The sequence below is a fragment of the Achromobacter mucicolens genome (assembly GCF_902859725.1).
Lineage (GTDB): Bacteria > Pseudomonadota > Gammaproteobacteria > Burkholderiales > Burkholderiaceae_B > Achromobacter > Achromobacter mucicolens.
In genome coordinates this window covers 1-23,637 of the sequence record NZ_CADIJP010000009.1, presented here as the reverse complement: position 1 = coordinate 23,637, position 23,637 = coordinate 1, and the positions used below count along the sequence as shown (strand labels likewise).

The following is a 23,637-nucleotide window of genomic DNA, read 5'->3' as shown; positions in this document are numbered from 1 at the left end:
TGACCGGGCCGGCGCCTTGGCCGGCGGACCGTGCAGCCCCGCGTCGCGCGTGCCAATGCGCTTGGGGCGCTCAAGGGAGGAACTCATGCTTTCCCGTACCACCCAGCTGGCCTCGGCCATCCTGTTGTCCGCATGTTTTGCCGGCGCGCAGGCCCAGACACCCGCCGCGCCCTCAACCGCCAAGACGCCCACGCCGCAGCAGCAGCGCATGTCGGACTGCAACAAGGCCGCCGAGGGCAAGAAGGGCGACGACCGCAAGACCTTCATGAGCAGCTGCCTGAAGGGCGAGGAGCCCGCCAAGCAACTGACGCCGCAGCAGCAGAAGATGAAGGACTGCAACGCCAAGGCCGGCGAGCAAAAGCTGACGGGCGAGGCCCGCAAGACTTTCATGAGCACCTGCCTGAAGGGCTGAACGCGGGGCAAGCAAAAACGCCAGACGAGGTCTGGCGTTTTCTTTGGTCCGCTGACACCGGCGCTATGCGCGTCACGCCGTTGCAATCGGCGTGACCGGCGATCCGATCGCATGCGGCAGGCGCAGCGGGGGCGCGGTCAGCATGAAGTGGTGGCGGCCGTTGACATGCAGGAAATCCGCCAGGTCCTTCAAATACCAAAGCTCGGCCAGCGGCAGGCCCAGTTTGAACAGGCAGTGGTGATGCAGCGGCAGCATGGGACGCGCGCCGGACTTTTCGCGGGCGGGATAGGCCTCGACCGCGTAGTTGTCGGCGCAGATGGCGGCGATGCCGCTGTCGGTGATCCATTGCAGCAGCGCGTCGTCGGTGCCGTCCAGCGCGGCGCCGTAGGTGTGCAGCACCTCGGGGTCCGGGGCGCCGTTCATGGCGACCACGGCTTCGGCGTAGCCGGTGCGCAGCACCAGCATGTCGCCGGGCTCCACGGCGATGCCGTCCGCGTCCAGCACGTGCATCAGTTCGGCATGGCCGATCAGCGTGCGGCCCGGGCCGTAATGGCGGAACAGGTCCACCAGCACCCCGCGGCCCTGCATGCCCTTTTGCGCCAGGTTCTCGACGCCCAGCTTCAGCGCGGCGGACGGGCCGCCGCTGTTGCAGCCGCAGCCCGTGTGGTCGCCGTCGGCCGGTCCCACAACGTCCACGCCGGCCTGAAAGCCGTTGTAGTAGCGCAGTTCCGGCGTGCCGTCGCCATCGGCGTCAAACAGCGCGCCCACGTGCGCGAGCGCGTCCCACTGCGTCGAATACTGCATGGACAGCAGCACCTGGTCGTCGCTCAGCACATCAAGCGCGTCCGGATTGACGTTCTTGAGCGGGAAGTTCAGGTATGGCGTGTCCTTGAGCTTTGTGGGGCTTAGCTGCGGCGGATGGCGGCGCGGGTTGAGCACGTTGCCGCCCGGCAGGTCCAGCGGCAGGGACAGGCAGAAGGTCTTGCCGGTGCGGATCTCGCGCGCGCCCTTCAGAACCTGTTCTTCGGTAATGAGGTTCAGGCGCCCGAGTTGGTCGTCGGGCCCGAAGTCCCCCCAGTTGGAGCCTTCGGGCCGGTGCTTCCAGCGTTGCATGCGGCTCACTCCGTCAGGAAGTCGACGACCGCGCGGGTGAAGGCTTCCGGTTGCTCCCAGTTCGAGATGTGGGAGGTGTTCAGTTCGACATAGCGCGCGCCCGGAATGGCGGCGGCCAGTTCCTGGCCTTGCGCGGGCGTGGCGGCCAGGTCGTGCGTGCTGCTGATGACGAGTGTGGGCGCGGTGATCGAAGACACCTGCTCGCGGAAGTCGGCGTCGCGCAGCGCGGCGCAGTTGCCCGAGTAGCCTGCGTCCGGCGTGCGGCGCAGCATGTCGATCAGGACCTGCGTGAGGCCGGGTTCGGCGGCGCGGTAGGCGTCGGTCAGCCAGCGCTCGACCAGCGTGGGGGCCATTTTTTCCAGCGTCTGCTCAGCGACGGCGGCGATGCGGGCGCTCCAGCCTTCGGTCGAACCGATGCGCGCGGCGGTGTTGCACAGGACCAGCTTGCCGACGAGTTCGGGGCGCGCCAGCGCCAGCCACAGGCCGGTCGGGCCGCCCATCGACAGGCCGCAGAAGTGTGCGCGCTTGATGTCCAGGTGCGCCAGCAGTTCGGCGACGTCGTTGCCCAGCTGCTCGAAGCTGTACTCGCCTTCGGGGACCGAGGACTTGCCGTGGCCGCGGGTGTCGTAGCGCAGCACGCGGAAGTGGCGGGTCAGTTCGGGGATCTGGCGGGCCCACATGTCGGCGCAGGTGCCCAGCGAATTGGAGAGCACGAGCACCGGCGCGTCGGCGGGGCCATCGATGACGTAGAACAGCCGTGCCTGGCTGAGATCGGCATAAGACATGTGGGATTCCTTCCGGGAAAGCCGCGGCTGCGCGTCGTTGACGGCGGCCGGGCGGGGATTACAGGTGGCAGACGCCGTCGACGTAGGCTTTGCGCCAGCGGGTGATGGTCACGCGGTCGAACAGATCGGCCTGCGCGAACGGGTCGGCATCGATGAACTGCTGCGCGGCTTCGCGCGTGTCGACGTCGACGATGTACAGGCCGCCGCCGGCATCCTTGCCGTCATCCTGCAGCTTGGCGCCGCACGCCAACAGGAGCGCCTTGTTGGCGTCCAGGTATTCCAGGTGCTTGGCGCGGTGTTGCTGGCGCATGTCCTGGTGGTTGGGCTTGTCGAAGGTTTCGATGATGTAGGGCATGCGAGGCTCCTGTCAGATCGCCGAGGGATGGCGCGCGAGCGCGGTGACTTCGATATCCATGTACGGGAAAAGCGGCAGGGACGACAGCAGCGCATGCAGTTCGTCGTTGCTTTCGACGTCGAAGATGCTGACGTTGGCGTAGCGGCCGACAACGCGCCACAGGCTCTTCCATTTGCCGTCGCGCTGAAGCTGCTGCGCCAGGGCCTTTTCGTCGGCCTTCAGTTTGTCGGCGCGGTCGGCGGGCATGTCGACGGGCAGATTGACTTGCATTTGAACCATGAACAACATGATGGACTCTCCATGATGCCGCCCCGGCTGGCGGGGCGACGTATCGGCAATTAAGGGACTTCAGTTCGCAAACTTGAGCGGCAGGCCGGTCAGGCGCAGCAGCTCATCGGCGGTCATGTCGCCGAAGATGTCGGTGACGGTCACGCCGTCCTTGTTGATGTCGAACACCGCGACGTCGGTGTACACGCGCGATACGCAGCGCACGCCGGTCAGCGGATAGGTGCAGGTCTCGACCAGCTTGCTCTGGCCTTCGCGGGTCTGCAATTCCATCATCACGAAGACGTCTTTCGCGCCGATGGCCAGGTCCATCGCGCCGCCCACGGCGGGGATGGCGTCGGGCGCGCCGGTGTGCCAGTTGGCCAGGTCGCCGTGCTGCGAGACCTGAAAGGCGCCCAGCACGCAGATGTCCAGATGGCCGCCGCGCATCATCGCGAACGAATCGGCATGGTGAAAGAACGAGCAGCCTGGCAGTTCGGTGACGGGCTGCTTGCCGGCGTTGATGAGGTCGTAGTCTTCCTCGCCCTTGGCGGGCGCCGGGCCCATGCCCAGCATGCCGTTTTCGGTGTGCAGGATGACTTCGCGTCCGGCCGGCAAGTGGTTGGCGACGAGCGTGGGCAGGCCAATGCCCAGGTTGACGTAGGCGCCTTCGGGAATGTCCTGCGCGACGCGGGCGGCGATCTGGTCGCGGGTCAGTTTGGTGCTCATTGCTGCTCCTTGGCGGCCGCTTGGCCTGCGATCTGCACGACGCGCTTGACGAAGATGCCGGGGGTCACGACGGTTTCGGGGTCCAGCTCGCCCAGTTCGACGATTTCGCGCACTTGGGCCACGGCCACGCGCGCGGCGCTGGCCATGATGGGGCCGAAGTTGCGGGCGGTCTTGCGGTAGACCAGGTTGCCCCAGCGGTCGCCGCGTTCGGCCTTGATCAGCGCGTAGTCGGCGTGCAGCGGGTACTCCAGCACGTACTGGCGGCCGTTGATTTCGCGAGTTTCCTTGCCGTCGGCCAGCGGCGTGCCGTAGCCGGTGGGCGTGAAGAACGCGCCGATGCCGGCGCCGGCGGCGCGGATGCGCTCGGCCAGGTTGCCTTGGGGCACCAGTTCCAGTTCCAGCTTGCCGCTGCGGTACAGGCCGTCAAAGATCTGCGAGTCCGCCTGGCGCGGAAACGAGCAGATGATCTTGCGCACGCGGTTGGCGCCCAAGAGGGCGGCGAGCCCAGTGGTGCCGTTGCCGGCGTTGTTGTTGATGATGACCAGGTCCTTGGCGCCCTGTTCAAGCAGGGCGTCGATCAGTTCCATGGGCTGGCCGGCAGTGCCGAAGCCGCCGATCATGACGGTGGCGCCATCGGGGACGTCCGCCAGGGCGGCGGCAGTGCTTGCAACAAGCTTAGAGATCATGATGTTCGCTCATAGGTGGCGTGTCATAATTTGTTCTTCTTTCGAACTTTCGTTCTTCTGAAGAACATCGTTTCATGGGGACTGCGAAGGCGTCAAGGCATGCCCGCACGCCGCACTCTCCATCGTTCGGAGTCGCCCGCAAGGGGCAACGCAGGGCTCGCCGGCGGCGGGCCTTTTACTCTTGGAACCAGACGGATGGCCGAGCAAGATCCCCAGCAACCCAGCGACAGTTACGTGCAATCCTTCGCGCGCGGCCTGTCGGTGATCCGGGCTTTCGGCCCCGACCGTTCGCAGATGACGCTGTCCGAAGTCGCGGCCGTGACGGGCCTGACCCGCGCGGGCGCGCGCCGCATTCTGCTGACGCTGGAGCACCTGGGCTATGTCACCGTCGACGACCGCAAGTTCTCGCTGACGCCGCGCATCCTGGAGCTCGGTTACGCCTACCTGTCGGGCACGCCGCTGTGGAACCTGGCGCTGCCCTACATGGAAGAAGTCGCCGAGCTGACGCGCGAGTCCTGCTCCGTGTCGGTGCTGGAAGGCGCCGACATCGTGTACATCCTGCGCCTGTCGACGCATAAGGTGATGACGATCAATCTGGCCGTGGGCAGCCGCTTGCCGGCCTGGGTGACGTCGATGGGCCGTGTGCTGCTGGCAGGCCTGCCGCCGGCCGAACTGGACCGCGTGCTGGCGATGAGCCAGATCCAGCGCTACACGGCGGATACCATCACGGACATCGATGAGATCAAGCGCGTGCTGGCCGGCGTGCGCGCCGATGGCTACGCGTGCGTGGCGCAGGAACTGGAGCCCGGCCTGCAATCGGTGGCGGTGCCCATCATCGACCGCAGCGGCCGTGTGATCGCCGCGATGAACGTCAGCGGCCATGCCAACCGGTTTTCGCGCGAGGCAATGCTGGAGGCCTTTCTGCCGCCGCTGCGCCGCGCCGCCGACCAGATCAACCACGCGCTGCTGCGCCGCTAGGCGGCGCGGGCGGATGGCGAGGTCGGTCGGCAGGGACATGGCGGCCGCGTTCAGATGGGTGCGACGCCAAGCGTCGTGCCGCCGCAGACATACAGCATCTGGCCGGTGACGAACCCGTTGTCGGGCGACAAAAAGAACATCGCGGCGCGCGCGACGTCTTCGGGGGTGCCCAGGCGCTTGACGACGATGCTGTTGATGATGCGCTCGGTCTGCGGCGCGCCGGCGGGATTGCTCTTGGTGAAGAGGTCGGTGGCGATGGGGCCGGGGCCGATGGCGTTGACGGTGATGCCGTCGCCGCCCAGTTCCATGGCCAGCGTGCGGGTCATGCCCACCAGTCCGGCCTTCGTGGCCGAATAGACCACGCGATCCGGCTTGCCCAGCGCGGCCCGCGAAGACATGTTGACGATGCGGCCGAAGCCGGCTTCGCGCATGGCGGGCAGCGCGGCCTGCACCAGGATAAGCGCGGTGCGCAGGTGCAGATTGACGACGTAATCCAGGTCGGCCAGCGTGGCGGTGTCGGCGGTGCCGGGCCGCGTGGCGCCGGCGTTGTTCACGAGGCCGACGATGTTGAACGCGCTGGTGACTTCGCGGGCGACTTCCTGCGTGCGCGCTTCATCGGTCAGATCGGCCTGATACGAGACCAGACCCGCCGGCGGATTCTCGGGCAGCTTGTAGTCGATGTTGACGACCTTGTGGCCGGCATCGAGCAGCATGCGGACGATGGCGGCGCCGATCCCGGCGCTGCCGCCGGTGACGAGATATGCGGTGGGTTTGGTCATATCAATTCCCGTTCGGTTCAAAAAACAAGGCTCTGAAAACTTTCCGGCTCCCCCGATCGGGGACACCGCCAGATCCGGCTCCGCCGGTCTGCAGGTGTCGCCCCTGGGGGCGCGCGTGAGCGCGTAGGGGGGGACCGATCAATGCGTCAGGTAGCCCCATGCCAATACTGCGGTGATGTGGATCACGCCGACCCACAGCATCATGATGACGGTATAGCCCATCACGTCGCGCAGCTTCAGCTTGGACAGGGCCAGCGCCGGCAGGATCCAGAAGGGTTGCACGAGGTCGTTCCAGGCGTTGCCCAGCATGACGGCCATGGTGGTCTGGTTGAGCGCGCTGCCGATTTCCTTGGCGGCGTCGATCATGAACGGACCCTGGATGACCCAGTGGCCGCCGGCGGACGGCGCAAAGAAGTTGATGACAAACGAGCTGATCAGGCCCCAGAACGGCAGCGTTTCAGGCGTGGCGACGTCGACAAAGACCTTGGAGATCGAGGTGACCAGACCCGAGGCGGCCATGATTGCCATGATGCCGGCGTAGAACGGGTATTGCAGGATGATCCCGGAAATGGTCTTGATGCCTTCGGTCAGTTTGGCGACGTAGGCGGCCGGGGTGCCGAGCAGGATGATGCCCAGGAACAGGATGATGAAGTTGATGAGGTTCAGGTCCAGCGAACCGCCGTCCATGAAGTGAAAGACGACGTAGGCCACGCCGAGCGCGCCGATGAGCAGGCTGAGCAGGCGGCTGTTGTTGAGCTTGGAGGCTAGCGTGCCCTTTTCGAGCATGTCTTCGGCGGCGTTGGACGCGTTGGCGTCGCGGTCGATGTTGGGATCGACTTCGACGATCGCTTCACCCTTCTTGGGGTGCAGCCAGGCGTTGAGCAGCGGCAGGGTGATGATGATGACCAGGCTGGTGATCAGCATGGGCACGGAGAAGATGGTTTGGGACAGGGGGATGGTGCCCATCTGCGCGGCGGTGGGGTGACCGGGCGTGGCGACGAGCACGGGGATGCTGGCCGACAGGCCAAGACCGTACATGGTGAAGCCGCTGTAGGCGGCGGCGATGATCAGGGGGTAGTGCACGCCCTTGACCTTCAGGGCCAGTTTCTTGGCGACGATGCCGCCGATGACCAGGCCAAAGCCCCAGTTCAGGTAGCTGCCGATGCCGCCGACGAGCGTGGCGACGATGATGGCGGTGTGCGGCTTGTGGACGTGGCTGACGATGCGGTTGAGCATTCGGTCGGTCAGCGGCGCGGTGGCCAGGACGTAGCCCATGGCCAGGATGACGGCCATCTGGGTGGTGAAGGCCAAGAGGCTCCAGAAGCCTTTGCCCCAGGCGCGGGTGACATCGCCGATGCTCTGGCCTTCGATGCCCATGGCCAGCAGCACGGTGAGCAAGGTGAGCGCGATCGCAAAGACAAAGGGATCGGGCAGATACTTGCGCATCAGCTCGGTGAAAAATGAAGCCAATTTATTCATGGTGCCTCCAACAACTCCGTAAGGCGGTTCTCTGATGTCCGGCGGCGCGCGTCATCGGGTGACGATGCGGGCGCGCGGGACGATTGCTTTTCTTTGTGTGGTTGGGCTTGTGGCCCGATGGCGCGGTCGGTCGTGGCCGCCGCGCTTTTTGTGGATGTTTGAGAACGGCTCAGGAGCCGCCGGCCTTGCCGTTCAGCCAGGCGGCCAGTTCGCCAAGGGCGGCGCTTTTCTCGCGCAGGACGCGTTCGCGGCGTTCGGGGCTCCAGGTGTAGAAGCCCTGGCCGCTCTTGGCGCCGAGGTGGCCGCTGTCGACTTTGCTTTTGAGCAGGTCGGACGGTTCGGTGCGGTTCTCGAGGTCTTTGTAGAGGTAGCTGGCGATGGCGTAATGAACGTCGATGCCGTTCATGTCGCGCTGCTCCAGGGGGCCGGACAGGGCGAGGCGAATGCCGAGGCTCCATTTGACGACTTCGTCGATGTCTTCGGCGCTGGCAACGCCCTTTTCCAGCAGGGAGATGGCTTCGCGCGCAAGCGCATGCTGGATGCGGTTGGCGATGAAGCCGGGAATGTCCTGGCGCACGAGGACGGGGCGTTTGCCGCCGAAGCGCAGGGTGGCCATGACTTTGGCAACGGTGTCCTCGGAGGTGTCGTCGTTGCGGACGACCTCGACGAGGGGGATGACATCGGCGGGGGTGAAGAAGTGGGCGCCCACGAAGCGGTCGCGGCGCTGGACGGCGCTGGCGATGGCGTTGATGGACAGGCCGGAGGTGTTGGTGGCGAAGAGGGTGTGCGGGGGGCACAGGGCGTCGAGCTTGGCGAAGATGCCGCGCTTGAGATCCAGGTTCTCCGGGACGGCCTCGATGACGAGGTCGCTGGCGGCGGCAGCTTCGAGGCCTTGCTCCATGCGGATGCGCTGGATGACCTGCTGGACTTCGCCGGGCGCGTAGACGTTCAACTGCCGTTCGATGGTCTTGAGGGCTCGGTCCAGGGCGCCGTCGACCGGATCGATCAAAACGACATTGAGTCCCTTCGAGGCGAACAGCGCGGCAATGCCGCTGCCCATGGCGCCTGCGCCGATGACGGCGAGATTTCTGAGGGGAGTGTCCATATGGCTCGCTTGGTGCTTGCGGCTGCTGCTTGCACGCGGGCACGCGGGGACCAGGAGGAACGCTGTCTCGTCCGAGGGTGCCTTTCTGTGCGCGGCTGGCCAGAAAAATCTTTTTGTTCTATATACGAACATTTGTGCGTGTATAGAATTTCTGTGGGGGATAGTACTAAAAGTTGCTGGGGGTGGACAAATGGGGGATGGGGGGTGTTCGGTGGGTGGACGGTGGTGCGGGTGCTGGACTGCATGGGAGCGGGCATTTGGACGGCGTAGGGCTGCATTCTTTTGGCGCCCGGCGCGTCGTCGGCCTGGGGCGCGCGGGGCTACGATTGCGGTCTGGAGCCTTCGCTCCGGACTGGCCTAGGCGGCCCCCCCCTTCGTCATCGTCGTTGTCGCCTCCGGCGACTGCCTTCCGATTCCCTCGGGCGCATCTACACGCCCCGCGCACCCCAGGCCGCCGCCACGCCGGGCTCGGGTGAATTCAGCTTGGCGGGCGCTGGGGCGGGTGGGGTTCTTGAGGTTCTTGCCGGCGGCGTTTTGAGTTTGGAGCGTCTTGCGGTGCCCGCCCCGCGGCGGCCGCGCGGGCGGCCTGGCGAGGCGTACGCGGTGTCTTGCGTTGGCGTGATGACGCTTCGCGCTCGCGCGGTCTTCTTGGTATCTGACGGCGGCCTAGATGCAGATGCTCTTAGGTGTCTGACACCCTTACGCACTGTCGTTTGAATCGGCGGATCGTGTTGCCGGGTGTCTGACACCGGCCGCAACGCGATGCCGGTTGGACAATTCAAATTGCACCCCTGCCTTAAGCGCAGCGTTTGACCAGATCCTTAATCAGTGCGGTCACCTCGTCAGGCTGCTCAAGCCCAGCAAGATGGGCCACGCCTTCCAGCGCGTGACCCTGCGCATTCGGCAGCAGCCGCGACACCTTGTGGGCGCGTTCCTGAATATGAGGAAAGTCCAACTCCCCCCATATGACCGACGCAGGAACATCGATCATCCCCAGCCGGGCGAACGCCTCGATATCGTCGCGATTGGTTCCGATTGGCGTCGCCGCCAGCGCAATCGCGTTCATTTCCAAAAACAAGCGTCGTGTTTCGCCGGTAACGCGCCCAGGATCGGCCAACGGCCCGTCCAAAAAAAGCTCCGCCTTGATCTCGTTGATCCGGTCACGATCTGCGGTTGCCTCCGCCTGTCTCTGACGCCCGACCTGTTCCAGGATCTCTGGCGAATAGACGGGCGCGGGGGCGCCGTTCACGGTGGGCGAAATCAGCATCAGGCCGCACACTCGGGCGGGGTGCATCAAGGTTGCATTCAGCGCGATGTTGGCGCCCTGGGAGCAGCCGGCCAGGATCACGGGTGTAGAACCAACCGTGGCGTCGATGACGGCGATCAGGTCTGCGACGGCGGAGTGGTCCTGCGGTTCCGTCCGTGTTTCGCCGAAGCCCCGTCGGTCATACGCGATGGCTCGGTAGTCCGGCCCGCTCGCTTCCAACTGCGCGCGCCACATGCGCCGGTCGCAGATGTTGGCGTGCAGGAAGACGACGGGCATGCCGCTGCCCGCCGTTTCCGTGGCGATCATGGCGGCGCCGCACGCGACCTGCAATGTGGCATTTACCGAGCTCATGGGTGGCGACACCTACCCCGAGTTCCGCAGCCCCGCCGCGATCCCGTTGATCGTCAGATGGATCGCGCGCTGCACGCGCTTGTCGACCTCTGCGGCGGGCTTTTTCTGCGCGGCACGATGCCGGCGGATGAGGTCGATCTGCAGATAGTTCAGCGGGTCGATATACGCGAAGCGTTCGCGCAGCAGGATTTGCAGCGTGGGGTTGTCGGCAAGCAGTTCGCGTTGGGTCAGCAGTTTGAGCATGGCGAGCGTGCGGCCGTGTTCGGCGCTGATGGCGCCGAAGATGCGTTCGCGCAGGGCGCGCTGGGGGACGAGTTGGGCGTAGCGGGCGGCGATGGCGAGGTCGGATTTGGCCAGCACCATTTCCATGTTGGAGAGCAGGGTGCGGAAGGCGGGCCAGTCGCGGGCCATTTCGCGTAGTTGGGCGAGGCGGCCGCGGCGGGAGCGGGGGGCGTCGGGGGCGCCGGTTTCGAGGTAGGCCTCGATGGCCGAACCCATGCCGTACCAGCCGGTGAGCATGAGGCGGCATTGGGCCCAGGAAAAGCCCCAGGGGATGGCGCGCAGGTCTTCGATGCGTTGGCCCTTTTTGCGGGACGCGGGACGCGAGCCGATGTTCAGGCCGGCGATTTCGCTGATGGGCGTGGCTGCGAAGAAGTATTCGGCGAAGCCGGGGGTGTCGTAGACGAGGCCGCGGTAGGTGCGTTGCGCGGTGTCGGACATGAAGGACATGGCGGGGCCGTGGTGGGCCATGTGGGCGTCTTCGGCGCTGGTGGCTTCGGCGCGCGGGGCGAGGCTGGATTCGAGGGTGGCGGCGACGAGGAGTTCAAGGTGCCAGCGGCCGACTTCGGCGTCCTTGTACTTGCTTTGGATGACTTCGCCTTGCTCGGTGAGGCGGATCTGGCCGGCGACGGTGCCGGGAGGCTGGGCAAGGATGGCGTCGAAGCTGGAACCGCCGCCTCGGCCGACGGAGCCGCCGCGGCCGTGAAAGAGGCGCAGGCGGACGTTGCGGCTGGAGAAGACATCGACCAGCGCGCGTTCGGCCTGGTAGAGCGACCAGTTGGAGGTAAGGAAACCGCCGTCCTTGTTGCTGTCGGAGTAGCCCAGCATGACTTCCTGCGCGCCGTTCTGCGCGCGCTTCACGCGTTGGCGGATTTCGGGCAGGTCAAGCCAGGCGGCCATGATGTCGGCGCCGCGTTGCAGGTCGGGGATGGTTTCAAAGAGCGGCACGACCATGAGGCCGTCTTCGGGAAGGATGTCCTGGCCGGCGGGCGCGATGAGGCCGGCTTCTTTCTGCAGGACCATGACTTCGAGCAGGTCGCTGAGCGTTTCGGTGTGCGAGACGATGGTCTGGCGCACGGCCTGTTTGCCGTAGCGCGCGCGGCCGGCGGCGGCGGCGCGCAGGACGGCGAGCTCGCGGGTGGTGTCTTCGGAGTAGGCGATCCAGGGCGACGCGAGCGGGCGCGCCTGGGCGAGTTCGGCGCGCAGGAGTTCGACGCGTTCGTTTTCGGACAGGGCCAGGTAGTCGAGGGGCTTGCCGTTGTGCGTGACGCCAGCGCGCGAGAAGAGTTCGGCAAGCGCGGCTTCGTGGACGTCGGAGCTTTGGCGCAGGTCGACGGTGGCCAGGTGAAAGCCGAAGACTTCGAGGGCCTGCTGCAGGCCGGAGAGGCGCAGCTTGGCGAGGGGGGCGCCGTGGTGCGCGGCGAGGGATGCGGCGATGACGGCGAGGTCGGCGGCGAATTGCTGGGGAGCGTCGTACGCGGGGGCGGCGACAGTGCTGCGGCGGGCAAGGTTCTGGCCGGTCAGGCGCAGCGCGGTGGCTGCCAGCCGGGCGTAGACGCCGACGAGGGCGCGCCGGTAGGGTTCGTCGCGGCGGTGCGGAGAGTCGTCGCCGCTGCGCTCGGCGAGCGCGAGCAGTTCGGGGTCTGCGGCGATGAGCAGCGTGGTGATGGACAGTTCGGCGCCCAGCGCGTGGACTTCCTGCAGGTAGTGTTCAAAGAGGACGGTGGCCTGGCGCAGCAGGGCGCGTTCGAGCGTGGCGGCGTCGACGTTGGGATTGCCGTCGCGGTCGCCGCCGATCCAGCTGCCCATGCGCAGGAAGGGTTCAAGCGGAGGGGGCGGGGCGGCGAAGGGCTTGGCGGATTCGCGGTTGAGCAGTTTGGAGAGGTCGCCGTACAGGCGCGGGATGACCTGCAAAAAGGTGCTGCGATAGTACGAGAGCGCGTTTTCGATTTCGTCGGCGACGGTCAGGCGCGTGTAGCGCAGCATGCGGGTCTGCCACAAGGTGGCGACGCGGCCGAGCAGGGCGGTGTCGAGTTCGGCCAGTTCGTCGGGCGTGAGCTGGGCGTCGCGCTGCGCGAGGGCGCTGGCGATTTCGCGGTGGACATCGAGCGTGCTTTTGCGCTGCACTTCAGTGGGGTGCGCGGTGAGGACGGGCATGACGCAGGCTTCGGCCAGCAGGCGGCGGATGCGCGCTACGCCGACGCCCTGGCCACCAAGCACCTGGATGGCTTCGCGCAGGCTGCCGCGCGCGGGCGTGCCGTCGGTGAGGGCGCGGGCGCGCTGGCGGCGGTTCTGGTCGCGGTCTTCGGCGATGTTGGCCAGGTGCAGAAAGTAGCTAAAGGCGCGTGCGACGGAGTTGGGGTCGCTGCCTTGCAGGCGCTTGACGCGTTGCTCGAGCAGTTTGCTGTCGGCGTCGTCGCCTTCGCGGCGGAATTTGACGGCGGTGCGGCGCAAGGTTTCGATGGTGTCGAAGACGCGCTTGCCTTCGCATTCTTCGATGACTTCTCCTAACAGCCGGCCTAACAGCCGGATATCGTGACGCAAGGGTTCTGCGGAATCGGACTGCGTGCGCTTGGCATTCATCGTGCGGGGATCCGTTTGATGGCTGTTGGAAGAGGAAAAGTCGAAGCGGGCGTTGCGGGCAAACCTTGAAAATGATGGATCGATTTTACGCAGCGTTCCTTACGGGGAAGGCGGTTTGCTCGGTTAAAGTGCGAGGTATCCCTTCGTTATTCCAGAAGCCCCCTTTATGCAAAATCATCAACGTCGCGCGCTCGTTCTGTTTTCGGGCGGCCAGGATTCCACCACTTGCCTCGCCTGGGCGCTTGACCGCTATGCGCATGTGGAGACGGTGGCGTTCGATTACGGGCAGCGCCATCACATCGAACTGTCTGCGCGGCTGAATGTGCTGCGCGAGATCCGGGCCAATTTTCCGGACTGGGCGGCGCGGTTGGGCGAGGACCATCTGCTGGACCTGAAGGTGCTGGGTCAGGTCGGCGATACGGCGATGACGAGCGACCGCGCGATCGAGATGCAGGCCAATGGGCTGCCGAATACGTTTGTGCCGGGACGCAATCTGTTGTTCCTGACGTTGGCGGCGGCGCTGGGGTATCGGCGTCAGCTGGACGTGCTGGTGGGCGGGATGTGCGAGACGGATTTCTCCGGGTATCCGGATTGCCGGGACGACACGATCAAGGCGCAGCAGGTGGCTTTGGGCCTGGGACTTGGGTCTCGGGTGACAATCGAAACGCCGCTGATGTGGATCGACAAATCTGAGACCTGGGCGCTGGCTTATGCGCTGGGGGGCGATGCGTTGGTGGAGACGATCGTCGAGGAAAGCCATACGTGTTATCTGGGGCAGCGGGGGGCTCGGCATGATTGGGGGTATGGGTGCGGGGAGTGTCCGGCTTGCAAGTTGAGGAAGATCGGGTGGGAGAAATGGGTGGTGGCTTCGGCGGCTGAGGGTTGAGTCGCCGGTCATCGTCTGGTGACTTCGAATGTGGAAGCGCTGATGGTTCTTTCATGGCCCGTGGGATGAGGTTCTGGCAGCCTTGCTTGCGCGGGGGGGGGGGCTTAAGACGGTCGGTGTTTCGGCGGACTGGAGCTGGTTCTTGAGACGCCCGGCGTGTCGTCGGCCTGGGGCGCGCGGGGCTACGATTGCGGTCCGGAGCCTTCGCTCCGGACTGGCCTAGGCGGCCCCCCCCTTCGTCATCTTCGTTGTGGCCTTCGGCGACTGCCTTCAGATTCCCTCGGGCGCATCTACACGCCCCGCGCGCCCCAGGCCGACGACACGCCGAGCTCTGGTGGTTTCAGCTTGGCGGGCGCTGGGGCGAATCGAGTTCTTGAGGTTCTTGCCTGCTGTCGTGCGGGGTTGAAGCATCCTTCGTTGCCCGCCCCACGACGGCCGCGCGGGCGGCCTGGCGGGGCTTACGCGGTGTCTTGCGTTTGGTGATGACGCTTCGCGCGTGGTTGTGCTGTGTCGCGTCACCGGGTGTCTGACAGCGGCCGGGCGTGTCTGTATCGCCTCCATCGTCGTCGAGGCACCTTGCCTGGTGTCTGACACCCTACAGAGAAGGCGGTCCGCTTTTCCTCGCCGCTTCATGGGTGTCTGACACCGTCGTCACACCGTCCTTGCTCCCCGCATCACTCACACGGTGTTTCGCACTGCCGGTTCGGCAGCGCAAGCCACGGCTTTTGTCCTTTCGTCTTCCCGCACCCGCCCGATGAATTTCCATCTCAATACGACCGCCGCGGCCGCAATGATCGCGGCTATTGCCGCTGATGCGCCCATCGCTGCTCGTGCGCCGTGGGCGTCGATGATGAACGCATACGCAACCGGCGCGGCGGCGGTCAGCAGGAAGCTTGGGATTAGCAGCGATCCGACGAGGGCGCCGTAGCTTCGGAAGTCGAAGAGCGCCAGCGGCAAGGTGCCGCGGGTGATGGTCATGAGGCCGTTGCAGGCGCCGTAGAGCAGGGTGTAGGCGGCGGTGATGTAGAGGTTGCCGCCGGGAACGAGGGCGAGCAGGAAGCACAGGGGGAGGGCGAGGCCCACCGCCAGGTTGAGGGTCAGGGGATGCAGGCGGGCGCCGATGAGGACGTCGCCGAGGCGCGCGGCGAATTGGCCGATGCCCCATAGGGCGGCGACGCTGACGGCGGCGGCGGTGGCCAGGCCCAGGCCGGTCAGCAGGGAGAAGAGGTGGGCGGCGTTGCCGGCGGCCAGGAAGTTGGTCAGCATCGCCATGAAGGCGTACAGGGTGCCGGCCAGGCGGCGTTCGGCGGCGGTGCGGGTCAGGGCGGCGGCGGTGTTGCCGGGGGCGGTGCGGGTGGCGGTGTAGCGGCGGCGGGGCAGGGCCAGGTAGAGGGGGACGGTGGCGAGCGCCAGTGCGGCGTAGCACCAGGCGGCGCCGCGCCAGCCCAGCCATTCGGCAAGAAAGTGGCCGACGGGCCACATGACGGTGGATGCCAGGCCGCCGAAGAGGGTGATCTGGGACATGGGCCGGCGCGCGGCGGGGCCGGCGGCGCGGGCCAGGGCGGCGAAGGCGGCGTCGTACAGGCACAGGCGCATGCCGACGCCCAGCGTGGCCCAGGCCGCGAAGTAGAGGGCGTGGGAGTGCGCGATGGCGAGCAGGGCGCAGCCCAGCGCGGACAGCATGGCGCCGGCGGGCATGACGCGGTGGCCGCCCCATCGGTCCACGGCGGCGCCGGCGGCGGGCGATACCAGGGCCATGACGACAATGGCGGCGGAGAAGCCGCCGTAGATGGTGGCGGCGTTCCAGCCCAGGTCGGCGGTCATGGCCGGGCCGAGGGCGCCGATGAGGTAGAAGGTGACGCCCCAGCCGACAAGCTGGGTGAGCCCCAGGCAGATGACGGCGTGGGGGCGGATCATGGGCGTTGCGGGGGCGTGGTGTCGCCGTCGCCCAGGCTGCGCTGCATGAGCACGGTGTCACGCCATTCGCCGTGCTTGTGGCCGACGGAGCGCAGGGTGCCGACGGGGTGAAAGCCCTGGCTGGCGTGCAGGGCGAGCGAGGCGGCGTTGCGGCTGTCGCCCACGACAGCCAGCATCTGGCGCCAGCCGGCGGCGGTGCAGCGTTCGATCAGGGCGGCGAGCAGCTTGCCGCCGATGCCCAGTCCGGCGCGGCCGGCCTTGACGTAGACGGAGTCCTCGACGGTGTGCCGGTACGCGGGGCGCGGGCGGTAGGGCGTGACGTAGGCGTAGCCGACGACTTCGCCGTTGATCTCGGCCACGAGGTAGGGCATTTCCTTTTCCAGGACGCCGGCGCGGCGCTGGCGCATTTCGGCGATGGAGGGTGGATCGAGCTCGAACGAGGCGGTGCCGTGCTGCACGTGGTGCGCATAGATGGTCTTGATGGCGGGCAGATCGGCTTCCGCGCTGTCGCGGATGAGGACGGTGGGCGAATGGGGCGACATGGAAATGGCCGGAGATTTAGGGGGCGATCAGGTGCGCAAGGAGCCGCAAGGATGGGCAATGAAAACGCCAGTGTGAGCCAAGGTCATGCATTAATAAAGCTTTGGTCTATTATGATTTTCATAAGTAAAACTTTGGTGTGAGCCATGCGCGGCTTGAATCTGGACCACCTGCGCACGTTTGCGCAGGTCATCGAACTGGGCAGTTTTTCCGCCGCCGCCGAGCGCGGGGGCGTGACGCAGCCGGCGGTCAGCCTGCAGATCCGGCAGTTGGAGCGGCGCTTCGGCCTGAAGCTGGTCGAGCGCGTGGGGCGGCGCGCGGGGCCGACGGCGGCGGGGCGGGAGCTGCTGGCGCACATCCGCGTGATCGACGGCGCGATTGCGCAGGCCGAGCAGGCAATGAGCGCCCATGCGTCGCAGGTGTCGGGGCGGATCCGGCTGGGCACGGGCGCCACGGCGTGCACCTATCTGCTGCCGCCGGTGCTGGCGGATCTGCGCCAGCGGTTTCCGGCGCTGGACGTCGTGGCCAGCACGGGCAACACGGCGGACATGCTGCGCGGGCTGGAGGCCAATACGCTGGATATCGTGTTGATCACGCTGCCCGCGCCGGGCCGCATGTTCCAGGCGACGCCGTTGATGGAGGACGAATTCGTGGCGATCTTTCCGGCGCGCGATGCCGCCGCCATTCCCGAGGCGGTGACGCCGCAGGCGTTGGCGCGGATGCCGCTGGTGCTGTTCGAGCCGGGCGCGCGCACGCGGCGCCTGGTGGACGACTGGTTCGGGGCGGCGGGCGTGGCAGCCAAGCCGATCATGGAACTGGGCAGCACGGAGGCGATGAAGGAGATCGTGGGGGCGGGCCTGGGCTGCGCGGTGTTGCCGCGGCTGGCGGTGTCGGGCGCGGGCCGGCGCGAGGCGCTGGAGGTACGCTCGCTGACGCCGCGCCTGTCGCGAGACCTGGCGATCGTCCTGCGGCGCGACAAGCCGCTCAGCCGCGGGCTGCGGCATCTGCAGGATGCGCTGCTGGCGCTGCGGGGGGATACGCCATGACGGCATCCTCCGCGCTTCGCACGCCGGCCGACCTGGACCTCTATCCCTATGAATCGTCGCGCCGTCCGGTGGCCGGGCTGGCCGTGGACTACCCGGACGGGCATCGCGTCAAACGCCATCGCCACCGGCGCGGACAGCTGGTCTATGCGATTTCGGGCGTGATGGTGGTGGATACGGACGCGGGCATCTGGGTGGTGCCGCCGACGCGCGGCGTGTGGGTGCCGGCGTGGGTGACGCACGGCATCCGCATGAGCGGCGAACCGCGCATGCGCACCGTGTTTGTGGAACCCGGCGCGGCGGCGCATCTGCCCGCGCAGTGCTGCGTGTTGTCGGTGTCGCCTTTACTGCGCGAGTTGATGGCGGCAGCCGCCCAGGTGCCGCTGGACTGGGCGCCGGACACGCGCGACGGCCGGCTGATGCTGCTGCTGCTGGACGAGCTGCGCCAGGAGCCCGCGCTGCCGCTGCATCTGCCGCAGCCGACGGAGGCGCGCCTTGCCCGGATCTGCCGGGCCATCGTGCGGCATCCGGAACGTCAGGACGGGGCGGCCGATTGGGCGCGGGCGTTGGGGGTGGATCCCAAGACGGTGCATCGGCTTTTCCTGCGGCATACGGGCATGACGTTCGGCCGCTGGCGCCAGCAGGCGCGGCTGCTGGCGGCGATGGAGCGGCTGGCGCGGGGCGATCGGGTGCTGGATGTGGCGCTGGACCTGGGGTACGAAAGCCCCAGCGCGTTTGCGGCCATGTTCCGCAAGGCGCTGGGGGAGTCGCCCAGCGCCTTTGCGGCGCGCAGCGTGGCGTCCGCCTGACGGCCGCGTGTCCGTTTCAGCACGGCCGCGGGGCGGCCGGGGGCGGAACCAGCGTATTATTTACCGTTTTGCCGCCCACGCTAACAGCTACAGCCTGAGACAGATCATGCCGCACTACCGCTCCCGCACTTCGACCCACGGCCGCAACATGGCCGGCGCCCGCGCCTTGTGGCGCGCCACCGGCATGAAGGATGGCGACTTCGGCAAGCCGATCATCGCCGTGGTGAACTCGTTCACGCAGTTCGTCCCCGGCCACGTGCACCTGCGCGACCTGGGCGCGCTGGTGGCCAAGGAAATCGAAGCCGCCGGCGGCGTCGCCAAGGAATTCAACACCATCGCCGTGGACGACGGCATCGCCATGGGGCACGGCGGCATGCTGTATTCGCTGCCGTCGCGCGAACTCATCGCGGACTCGGTGGAATACATGGTCAACGCGCACTGCGCCGACGCCATGGTCTGCATCTCGAACTGCGACAAGATCACCCCGGGGATGCTGATGGCCGCGATGCGCCTGAACATCCCGGTCGTGTTCGTGTCCGGCGGCCCGATGGAAGCGGGCAAGGTCAAGTCGCCCACCGACGGCAAGGTCATCGCCAAGATCGACCTGGTCGACGCCATGATCAAGGCCGCCGATCCCAACGTGTCGGACGCGGAAGTCGCCGAAGTCGAGCGCAGCGCCTGCCCCACCTGCGGCTCCTGTTCCGGCATGTTCACCGCCAACTCGATGAACTGCCTGACCGAAGCCATCGGCCTGGCGCTGCCGGGCAACGGCACCATCGTCGCCACGCACGCCTGGCGCAAGGGGTTGTTCGAGCAGGCTGGCCGTCTGGTCGTTGACCTGTGCCGCCGCTACTACGTCGAAGAAGACGAATCCGTCCTGCCGCGCAACATTGCCACCAAGAGCGCGTTCCAGAACGCGATGGCGCTGGACGTGGCGATGGGCGGTTCGACCAACACCGTGCTGCACTTGCTGGCCGCCGCGCAGGAAGCCGGCGTGGACTTCACGATGGCCGACATCGACCGCATCTCGCGCAAGGTGCCGTGCCTGTGCAAGGCGGCGCCCGCCACCGACAAGTACCACATCGAAGACGTGCACCGCGCTGGCGGCATCCTGGGCATCCTGGGTGAACTGGCGCGCGCCGATCTGCTGGACCTGTCCTGCGGCAACGTGCACAGCGGCACGCTGGGCAACGCCATCCAGCAATGGGACGTGGCCGGCAACGCAAGCGAAGAAGCCAAGAAGTTCTACCGCGCGGCGCCCGGCGGCATCCCGACCACGGTCGCCTTCAGCCAGGACGCCACGTTCCTGACGCTGGACACCGACCGCAAGACGGGCTGCATCCGCAGCAAGGAAAACGCCTACTCCAAGGACGGCGGTCTGGCCGTGCTGTACGGCAACCTGGCGGAAAAGGGTTGCATCGTGAAGACGGCCGGCGTGGACGAGTCGCAGTGGGTCTTCACGGGCCGTGCGCGCGTCTTCGAAAGCCAGGACGACGCCGTTGAAGGCATCCTGGGCGACAAGGTCGTCGCGGGCGACGTGGTGGTGATCCGCTACGAAGGCCCCAAGGGCGGCCCCGGCATGCAGGAAATGCTGTATCCCACGTCCTACCTGAAGTCCAAGGGCCTGGGTAAGACCTGCGCGCTCTTTACCGACGGCCGTTTCTCGGGCGGCTCGTCCGGTCTGGTGATCGGCCACGCCTCGCCGGAAGCGGCCGAAGGCGGCACTATCGGCCTGGTCGAAGAAGGCGACACGATCGAGATCGACATCCCCAACCGCAAGATCCACCTGGCGGTCGCCGATGACGAGCTGGCCCGCCGCCGCGCCGCAATGGATGCGCGCGCCGACGGCTGGGAGCCGGTGGGCCGCGAACGCGTGGTCTCGCAGGCGCTGCAGGCCTATGCCGCGCTGGCCACGTCGGCCGACCGCGGCGCGGTGCGCGATCTGTCGCAGCTCAAGCTCAAGGGCAAGCGCTGATCGGTTGATGGTCGGTTGCTGAGAAAGGCGGCGCTTCGGGCGCCGCTTTTTTTCGCCCCGCGGGTTTGCTCGGTTTACAGGCTGTGGTTTGTAAACCGGAAATACAGCCCCTCGCCTGTAGATCGTGGATTGGGCGTCGCTTGGCTATAAATCCCGGCAATCGTCCCGATAAAATCCAGCAACCCTCAACCGGAGCGCAATAAATGTCCCTGAACTCCGAAGCTTTGCGTCTGTTCCTCGGCGTGGTCGACGCCGGCTCCCTTAGCGCCGCCGCCGAAATGCTGGGCCAGACCGCATCCGGCGTCAGCCGGGGGTTGCAGCGGCTGGAGGAAGACCTGGGCGTCACGCTGCTGAACCGGACCACGCGCCGCATGGAGCTGACCGAAGAGGGGCGGAATTTTCTGCCGAAGGCGCGGCAGATCGTGGCGGCGCTTGAAGAGGCCGAGGAGTGCATGCGCATGGTGCACCAGCGGCCGGCCGGGCGATTGCGCGTTGACGCGTCGGTGCCGGTGATGCTGCATTGCGTGGTGCCGCACGTGGCCGAGTTCCGGCGCGCGTATCCGGAGATATCGCTGGAACTCACCAGCAACGACCGCATCGTGGACCTGATGGAGCATCGCACCGATGTCGCGCTGCGCATGGGGCCGCTGACCGATTCCACGCTGCATGCCCGCGCGCTGCGGCCGTCGCCGCGCTGGATAATGGCCAGTCCCGATTACATCGCCCGGCGTGGCGCGCCGCGCACGGTGGAGGATCTGGCGGACCACGAATTGCTGGGCTTTACCCAGCCGGAAAGCCTGAACCTCTGGCCGCTGCGCCATGCGGGCGGTTCGAGCTTTCAGGCGACGCCGACGCTGGCGACTTCCAGTGGCGAGACACAGCGTCAACTGGCGCTGCGCGGCGTGGGCATCGCCTGCCTGTCGGACTTCGTCGTGCGCGAAGATATCGCGGCCGGGCGGCTGGTGAAGGTGCTGGAAAGCGAATACACCGATTACCTGCAACCGATGCACGCGGTGTATCACCGCAATACGCAGCTATCGCGGCGCATTGCGTGCTTCCTGGATTTCTACGCGGGCCGGATTTGACGCGCGCAGGTGTCTGACACCCGCCCGACATGTTCTCGGCATGTCGCCTGTCTCACGAGGGCTCAGACACCGTCATTGGCTACGCGTGCAGCGCCCGTCCAAATGCCGCCAGCACCGATTCGTGCAGCGTTTCCGATAGCGTCGGATGCGCAAACACGGTGTGCATCAAGTCCTCTTCGGTGGCTTCCAACGAGGCCGCCACGCCATAGCCGGTAATCAGCTCGGACGCCTCGGGGTGGATGATGTGCGCGCCCAGCAGTTCGCCCGATTTGGCGTCGAAGACTGTCTTGACGAGTCCCTGGTCCTCTCCCATCGCAATCGCCTTGCCGTTGCCGGCGAAGGTGAATTTGCCAACGCGAATGTCGCCGCCGTGTCGGGCGGCGTGTTCGCGCGCGCGGGCTTCGGTCATGCCGATGCTGGCGACCTGTGGGTAGGAGTAGGTGCAGGCGGGAATGCGCAGTGGGTCGATGGCGTGCACGGGCAGGCCGGCGATGGCTTCCACGCACAGCACGGCTTCGTGGCTGGCCTTGTGGGCAAGCCACGGCGCGCCGGCCACGTCGCCGATCGCGTAGACGCCCGGCTCGCCGGTGCGGCACAGGCCGTCGGTGACGATGTGCGTTTTTTCGACTTTGACGCGCGTCTTTTCCAGGCCAAGATTCTCGACGTTGCCGACAATGCCGGCGGCGACGATGACGCGGTCGAACGTCTGTTCGATCTTTCTGCCTTCTTGCTCCAGCGTGACCTTGACGCCGTCGGCGGTGGTCGACGAGGCCGTCACCGCGCAGCGGGTCAGGACGCGGATGCCTTGCTTGTCGAAGGCCTTGCGCGCCAACTGCGAAATCTCGGCGTCTTCCTGCGGCAGGATCTCCGGCGTCATGTCGATCAGCGTGACCTCGGCCCCCACTGCGCGATAGAAGCTGGCGAACTCGGCGCCGATGGCGCCCGCGCCCACCACCAGCAGCGATGCCGGGATCGCGTCGGCAACCAGTGCCTGCCGGTAGGCCCAGATGCGTTCGCCCACGGGCAGCGCCGGCAACTCGCGGGCGCGTGCGCCGGTGGCCAGGATGATGTGCTTGGCCGACAGCGTGGCGCCGTTGTCCAGCGCCAGCTTGCCGGACCCGGCAAGCCGGGCGCTGGCGGCAAACACCGTCACCCCGTTCTTCTTCATCAGGTGCGCGACACCCTGGCCCAGCCGGCCGGCGACCTTGCGCGACCGGGCGACCATGGCGGCCAGATCGGGCCGGGCCTCGCCCGCGCCCGTCACGCCGTAATGCGCGGCCTCGCGGCAGGTGCGCAGCACGGTGGCGCTATGCAGCAGCGCCTTGGTGGGAATGCAGCCCCAGTTCAGGCAGATGCCGCCCATTTCGGCGCGCTCGACCAGCGCGACCGACATGCCCAACTGCGCGCCGCGGATCGCGGCCACGTAGCCGCCGGGTCCGCCGCCCACCACCACCAGGTCAAAACTCGTCTTCGTCATGGCGGGGCTCACAGCAGGATGCGCACGGGGTTTTCGATCAGCGCGCGGAAGGCCGCGAGCCAGCGTGCGCCGACCGCGCCATCCACGACGCGATGGTCCGCCGATAGCGTCACCGTCATCATGTTGGCGGCGGCGAGTTGACCCTCGGCGTCGACCACCGGGCGGCGTTCGGCCGCGCCCACGGCCAGGATGGCGGCCTGCGGCGGGTTGATGATGGCGGCGAACTGGCTGATGCCGTACATGCCCAGGTTGCTGACGGTCAGCGAGCCGCCCGTGAACTCCTCGGGCTTCAGGCGGTTGACCTTGGCGCGCCCGGCTAGCTCGGCGATCTCGCCCGAGATGGCGGAGAGCGGCTTGACGTCGGCATCGCGCACGATGGGCGTCACCAGGCCGCCATCGGTGGCCACCGCCACCGAGACGTCTGCGCCGGCGTGGTACTCGATGTCATCGTCGTGCCAGGACGCGTTGACCTCGGGCACCTCGCGCAGCGCCAGCGCGGCGGCGCGCACGATGAAGTCGTTGACCGACAGCTTGACCGCGCCGCCTTGGTTGGCCTGCGCGCGCAGGGCCAGCAGCGCGTCCATGCGGCAGTCGACCGTCAGGTAGAAGTGCGGCACGTGCTGCTTGCTTTCGGTGAGGCGCCGTGCAATGGCGCGGCGCATGCCGGTGTGGGGCACGCGGCGCGCGGCTGGCCGGCCAGCGAGCGGCGCGGCAGCGGGCGCGGAGGTCGGCGCGCGGTC

General features: G+C 67.0%; 22 protein-coding genes. 7 read left to right on the top strand and 15 right to left on the bottom strand.

What is annotated here, in order from left to right:
• The first annotated feature begins 85 nt into the window (after positions 1-85).
• Positions 86-412, top strand: a complete 327-nt coding sequence (locus tag HV786_RS12885) for a PsiF family protein (RefSeq protein ID WP_062839027.1) — start codon at positions 86-88, stop codon at positions 410-412.
• 72 nt (positions 413-484) lie between these two features.
• On the opposite strand, the gene HV786_RS12880 is transcribed toward HV786_RS12885, so the two are convergent.
• Genes HV786_RS12880 through HV786_RS12855 form a run of 6 tightly spaced genes read right to left on the bottom strand, consistent with a single transcriptional unit; the run spans position 485 to position 4,344 of the window.
• Positions 485-1,525: a cyclase family protein gene (locus tag HV786_RS12880; RefSeq protein WP_175211030.1), complete on the bottom strand. Its 1,041-nt coding sequence runs from the start codon at positions 1,523-1,525 to the stop codon at positions 485-487.
• 5 nt (positions 1,526-1,530) lie between these two features.
• Entirely contained in the window at positions 1,531-2,310 is a 780-nt protein-coding gene (gene pcaD / locus HV786_RS12875; protein WP_128829085.1) for a 3-oxoadipate enol-lactonase, read from the bottom strand.
• Between the two features lie 58 nt (positions 2,311-2,368).
• Positions 2,369-2,665, bottom strand: a complete 297-nt coding sequence (locus tag HV786_RS12870) for a YciI family protein (protein ID WP_128829084.1) — start codon at positions 2,663-2,665, stop codon at positions 2,369-2,371.
• Positions 2,666-2,677: 12 nt separating this feature from the next.
• Entirely contained in the window at positions 2,678-2,953 is a 276-nt protein-coding gene (gene catC / locus HV786_RS12865) for a muconolactone Delta-isomerase (RefSeq protein ID WP_056319828.1), read from the bottom strand.
• Between the two features lie 60 nt (positions 2,954-3,013).
• Positions 3,014-3,658, bottom strand: coding sequence for a 3-oxoacid CoA-transferase subunit B (locus HV786_RS12860; RefSeq protein WP_056319825.1), 645 nt, complete (start codon positions 3,656-3,658; stop codon positions 3,014-3,016).
• A complete protein-coding gene (locus HV786_RS12855; RefSeq protein ID WP_128829083.1) occupies positions 3,655-4,344 on the bottom strand; it encodes a 3-oxoacid CoA-transferase subunit A in 690 nt (229 codons plus the stop codon). Before HV786_RS12855 ends, HV786_RS12860 begins: the two co-directional genes overlap by 4 nt.
• Before the next feature lie 195 nt (positions 4,345-4,539).
• Between HV786_RS12855 and HV786_RS12850 the strand changes: the two genes are divergently transcribed.
• Positions 4,540-5,322 (top strand): IclR family transcriptional regulator, encoded by a 783-nt coding sequence (locus tag HV786_RS12850; RefSeq protein ID WP_063955940.1) that lies wholly within the window; start codon positions 4,540-4,542, stop codon positions 5,320-5,322.
• A gap of 50 nt (positions 5,323-5,372) precedes the next feature.
• On the opposite strand, the gene HV786_RS12845 is transcribed toward HV786_RS12850, so the two are convergent.
• The 5 genes from HV786_RS12845 to ppc form a co-directional block, all read right to left on the bottom strand.
• Positions 5,373-6,101 carry an SDR family NAD(P)-dependent oxidoreductase gene (locus HV786_RS12845; RefSeq protein ID WP_062839031.1) on the bottom strand — a complete coding sequence of 243 codons (729 nt, stop codon included), beginning with the start codon at positions 6,099-6,101 and terminating at the stop codon, positions 5,373-5,375.
• Positions 6,102-6,239: 138 nt separating this feature from the next.
• Entirely contained in the window at positions 6,240-7,580 is a 1,341-nt protein-coding gene (locus tag HV786_RS12840; RefSeq protein ID WP_128829082.1) for a short-chain fatty acid transporter, read from the bottom strand.
• Between the two features lie 169 nt (positions 7,581-7,749).
• The gene (locus HV786_RS12835; RefSeq protein WP_128829081.1) at positions 7,750-8,685 is read right to left on the bottom strand and encodes a 3-hydroxyacyl-CoA dehydrogenase family protein; all 936 of its coding nucleotides are present in this window, start codon (positions 8,683-8,685) and stop codon (positions 7,750-7,752) included.
• A gap of 796 nt (positions 8,686-9,481) precedes the next feature.
• Positions 9,482-10,303, bottom strand: a complete 822-nt coding sequence (locus HV786_RS12830) for an alpha/beta fold hydrolase (protein ID WP_128829080.1) — start codon at positions 10,301-10,303, stop codon at positions 9,482-9,484.
• 12 nt (positions 10,304-10,315) lie between these two features.
• Positions 10,316-13,165 carry a phosphoenolpyruvate carboxylase gene (gene ppc / locus HV786_RS12825; RefSeq protein ID WP_175211028.1) on the bottom strand — a complete coding sequence of 950 codons (2,850 nt, stop codon included), beginning with the start codon at positions 13,163-13,165 and terminating at the stop codon, positions 10,316-10,318.
• Positions 13,166-13,331: 166 nt separating this feature from the next.
• Between ppc and queC the strand changes: the two genes are divergently transcribed.
• Entirely contained in the window at positions 13,332-14,051 is a 720-nt protein-coding gene (gene queC, locus HV786_RS12820) for a 7-cyano-7-deazaguanine synthase QueC (protein WP_128829079.1), read from the top strand.
• A gap of 678 nt (positions 14,052-14,729) precedes the next feature.
• Here queC and HV786_RS12815 read toward each other — a convergent pair.
• Both HV786_RS12815 and HV786_RS12810 read right to left on the bottom strand, forming a co-directional pair.
• Complete coding sequence (locus HV786_RS12815) at positions 14,730-15,968, bottom strand: MFS transporter (protein WP_175211026.1); 1,239 nt, start codon at positions 15,966-15,968, stop codon at positions 14,730-14,732.
• On the bottom strand, positions 15,965-16,510 hold the full coding sequence (locus HV786_RS12810; RefSeq protein WP_062841295.1) for a GNAT family N-acetyltransferase: 546 nt from the start codon (positions 16,508-16,510) through the stop codon (positions 15,965-15,967). Before HV786_RS12810 ends, HV786_RS12815 begins: the two co-directional genes overlap by 4 nt.
• A 144-nt stretch (positions 16,511-16,654) precedes the next feature.
• Between HV786_RS12810 and HV786_RS12805 the strand changes: the two genes are divergently transcribed.
• The 4 genes from HV786_RS12805 to HV786_RS12790 all read left to right on the top strand — a co-directional run bounded on the left by HV786_RS12805 (position 16,655) and on the right by HV786_RS12790 (position 21,420).
• Positions 16,655-17,554 (top strand): LysR family transcriptional regulator, encoded by a 900-nt coding sequence (locus HV786_RS12805; RefSeq protein ID WP_152382806.1) that lies wholly within the window; start codon positions 16,655-16,657, stop codon positions 17,552-17,554.
• The gene (locus tag HV786_RS12800; protein ID WP_175211024.1) at positions 17,551-18,360 is read left to right on the top strand and encodes an AraC family transcriptional regulator; all 810 of its coding nucleotides are present in this window, start codon (positions 17,551-17,553) and stop codon (positions 18,358-18,360) included. The genes HV786_RS12805 and HV786_RS12800 overlap by 4 nt, the downstream gene beginning before the upstream one ends.
• 106 nt (positions 18,361-18,466) lie before the next feature.
• Complete coding sequence (gene ilvD, locus HV786_RS12795; RefSeq protein WP_128829078.1) at positions 18,467-20,335, top strand: dihydroxy-acid dehydratase; 1,869 nt, start codon at positions 18,467-18,469, stop codon at positions 20,333-20,335.
• Between the two features lie 203 nt (positions 20,336-20,538).
• Positions 20,539-21,420 carry a LysR family transcriptional regulator gene (locus HV786_RS12790; RefSeq protein ID WP_128829077.1) on the top strand — a complete coding sequence of 294 codons (882 nt, stop codon included), beginning with the start codon at positions 20,539-20,541 and terminating at the stop codon, positions 21,418-21,420.
• A 79-nt stretch (positions 21,421-21,499) separates the two neighbouring features.
• On the opposite strand, the gene lpdA is transcribed toward HV786_RS12790, so the two are convergent.
• Positions 21,500-22,897, bottom strand: a complete 1,398-nt coding sequence (gene lpdA, locus HV786_RS12785) for a dihydrolipoyl dehydrogenase (RefSeq protein ID WP_128829076.1) — start codon at positions 22,895-22,897, stop codon at positions 21,500-21,502.
• Between the two features lie 8 nt (positions 22,898-22,905).
• Positions 22,906-23,637 (bottom strand): 2-oxo acid dehydrogenase subunit E2 (locus tag HV786_RS12780; RefSeq protein WP_175211021.1); only part of this gene is annotated, 732 nt, incomplete at its 5' end.

Excerpts from the sequence above, each read along its gene's own strand:
- HV786_RS12870 (WP_128829084.1), bottom strand. The coding sequence starts at position 2,665 with ATGCCCTACATCATCGAAACCTTCGACAAGCCCAACCACCAGGACATG.
- HV786_RS12810 (WP_062841295.1), bottom strand. The coding sequence starts at position 16,510 with ATGTCGCCCCATTCGCCCACCGTCCTCATCCGCGACAGCGCGGAAGCC.
- HV786_RS12805 (WP_152382806.1), top strand. The coding sequence starts at position 16,655 with ATGCGCGGCTTGAATCTGGACCACCTGCGCACGTTTGCGCAGGTCATC.
- HV786_RS12850 (WP_063955940.1), top strand. The coding sequence starts at position 4,540 with ATGGCCGAGCAAGATCCCCAGCAACCCAGCGACAGTTACGTGCAATCC.
- catC (WP_056319828.1), bottom strand. The coding sequence starts at position 2,953 with ATGTTGTTCATGGTTCAAATGCAAGTCAATCTGCCCGTCGACATGCCC.
- HV786_RS12855 (WP_128829083.1), bottom strand. The coding sequence starts at position 4,344 with ATGATCTCTAAGCTTGTTGCAAGCACTGCCGCCGCCCTGGCGGACGTC.
- HV786_RS12800 (WP_175211024.1), top strand. The coding sequence starts at position 17,551 with ATGACGGCATCCTCCGCGCTTCGCACGCCGGCCGACCTGGACCTCTAT.
- HV786_RS12790 (WP_128829077.1), top strand. The coding sequence starts at position 20,539 with ATGTCCCTGAACTCCGAAGCTTTGCGTCTGTTCCTCGGCGTGGTCGAC.
- HV786_RS12840 (WP_128829082.1), bottom strand. The coding sequence starts at position 7,580 with ATGAATAAATTGGCTTCATTTTTCACCGAGCTGATGCGCAAGTATCTG.
- lpdA (WP_128829076.1), bottom strand. The coding sequence starts at position 22,897 with ATGACGAAGACGAGTTTTGACCTGGTGGTGGTGGGCGGCGGACCCGGC.
- HV786_RS12860 (WP_056319825.1), bottom strand. The coding sequence starts at position 3,658 with ATGAGCACCAAACTGACCCGCGACCAGATCGCCGCCCGCGTCGCGCAG.
- HV786_RS12880 (WP_175211030.1), bottom strand. The coding sequence starts at position 1,525 with ATGCAACGCTGGAAGCACCGGCCCGAAGGCTCCAACTGGGGGGACTTC.
- ilvD (WP_128829078.1), top strand. The coding sequence starts at position 18,467 with ATGCCGCACTACCGCTCCCGCACTTCGACCCACGGCCGCAACATGGCC.
- ppc (WP_175211028.1), bottom strand. The coding sequence starts at position 13,165 with ATGAATGCCAAGCGCACGCAGTCCGATTCCGCAGAACCCTTGCGTCAC.
- queC (WP_128829079.1), top strand. The coding sequence starts at position 13,332 with ATGCAAAATCATCAACGTCGCGCGCTCGTTCTGTTTTCGGGCGGCCAG.
- pcaD (WP_128829085.1), bottom strand. The coding sequence starts at position 2,310 with ATGTCTTATGCCGATCTCAGCCAGGCACGGCTGTTCTACGTCATCGAT.
- HV786_RS12845 (WP_062839031.1), bottom strand. The coding sequence starts at position 6,101 with ATGACCAAACCCACCGCATATCTCGTCACCGGCGGCAGCGCCGGGATC.
- HV786_RS12835 (WP_128829081.1), bottom strand. The coding sequence starts at position 8,685 with ATGGACACTCCCCTCAGAAATCTCGCCGTCATCGGCGCAGGCGCCATG.
- HV786_RS12815 (WP_175211026.1), bottom strand. The coding sequence starts at position 15,968 with ATGATCCGCCCCCACGCCGTCATCTGCCTGGGGCTCACCCAGCTTGTC.
- HV786_RS12830 (WP_128829080.1), bottom strand. The coding sequence starts at position 10,303 with ATGAGCTCGGTAAATGCCACATTGCAGGTCGCGTGCGGCGCCGCCATG.
- HV786_RS12885 (WP_062839027.1), top strand. The coding sequence starts at position 86 with ATGCTTTCCCGTACCACCCAGCTGGCCTCGGCCATCCTGTTGTCCGCA.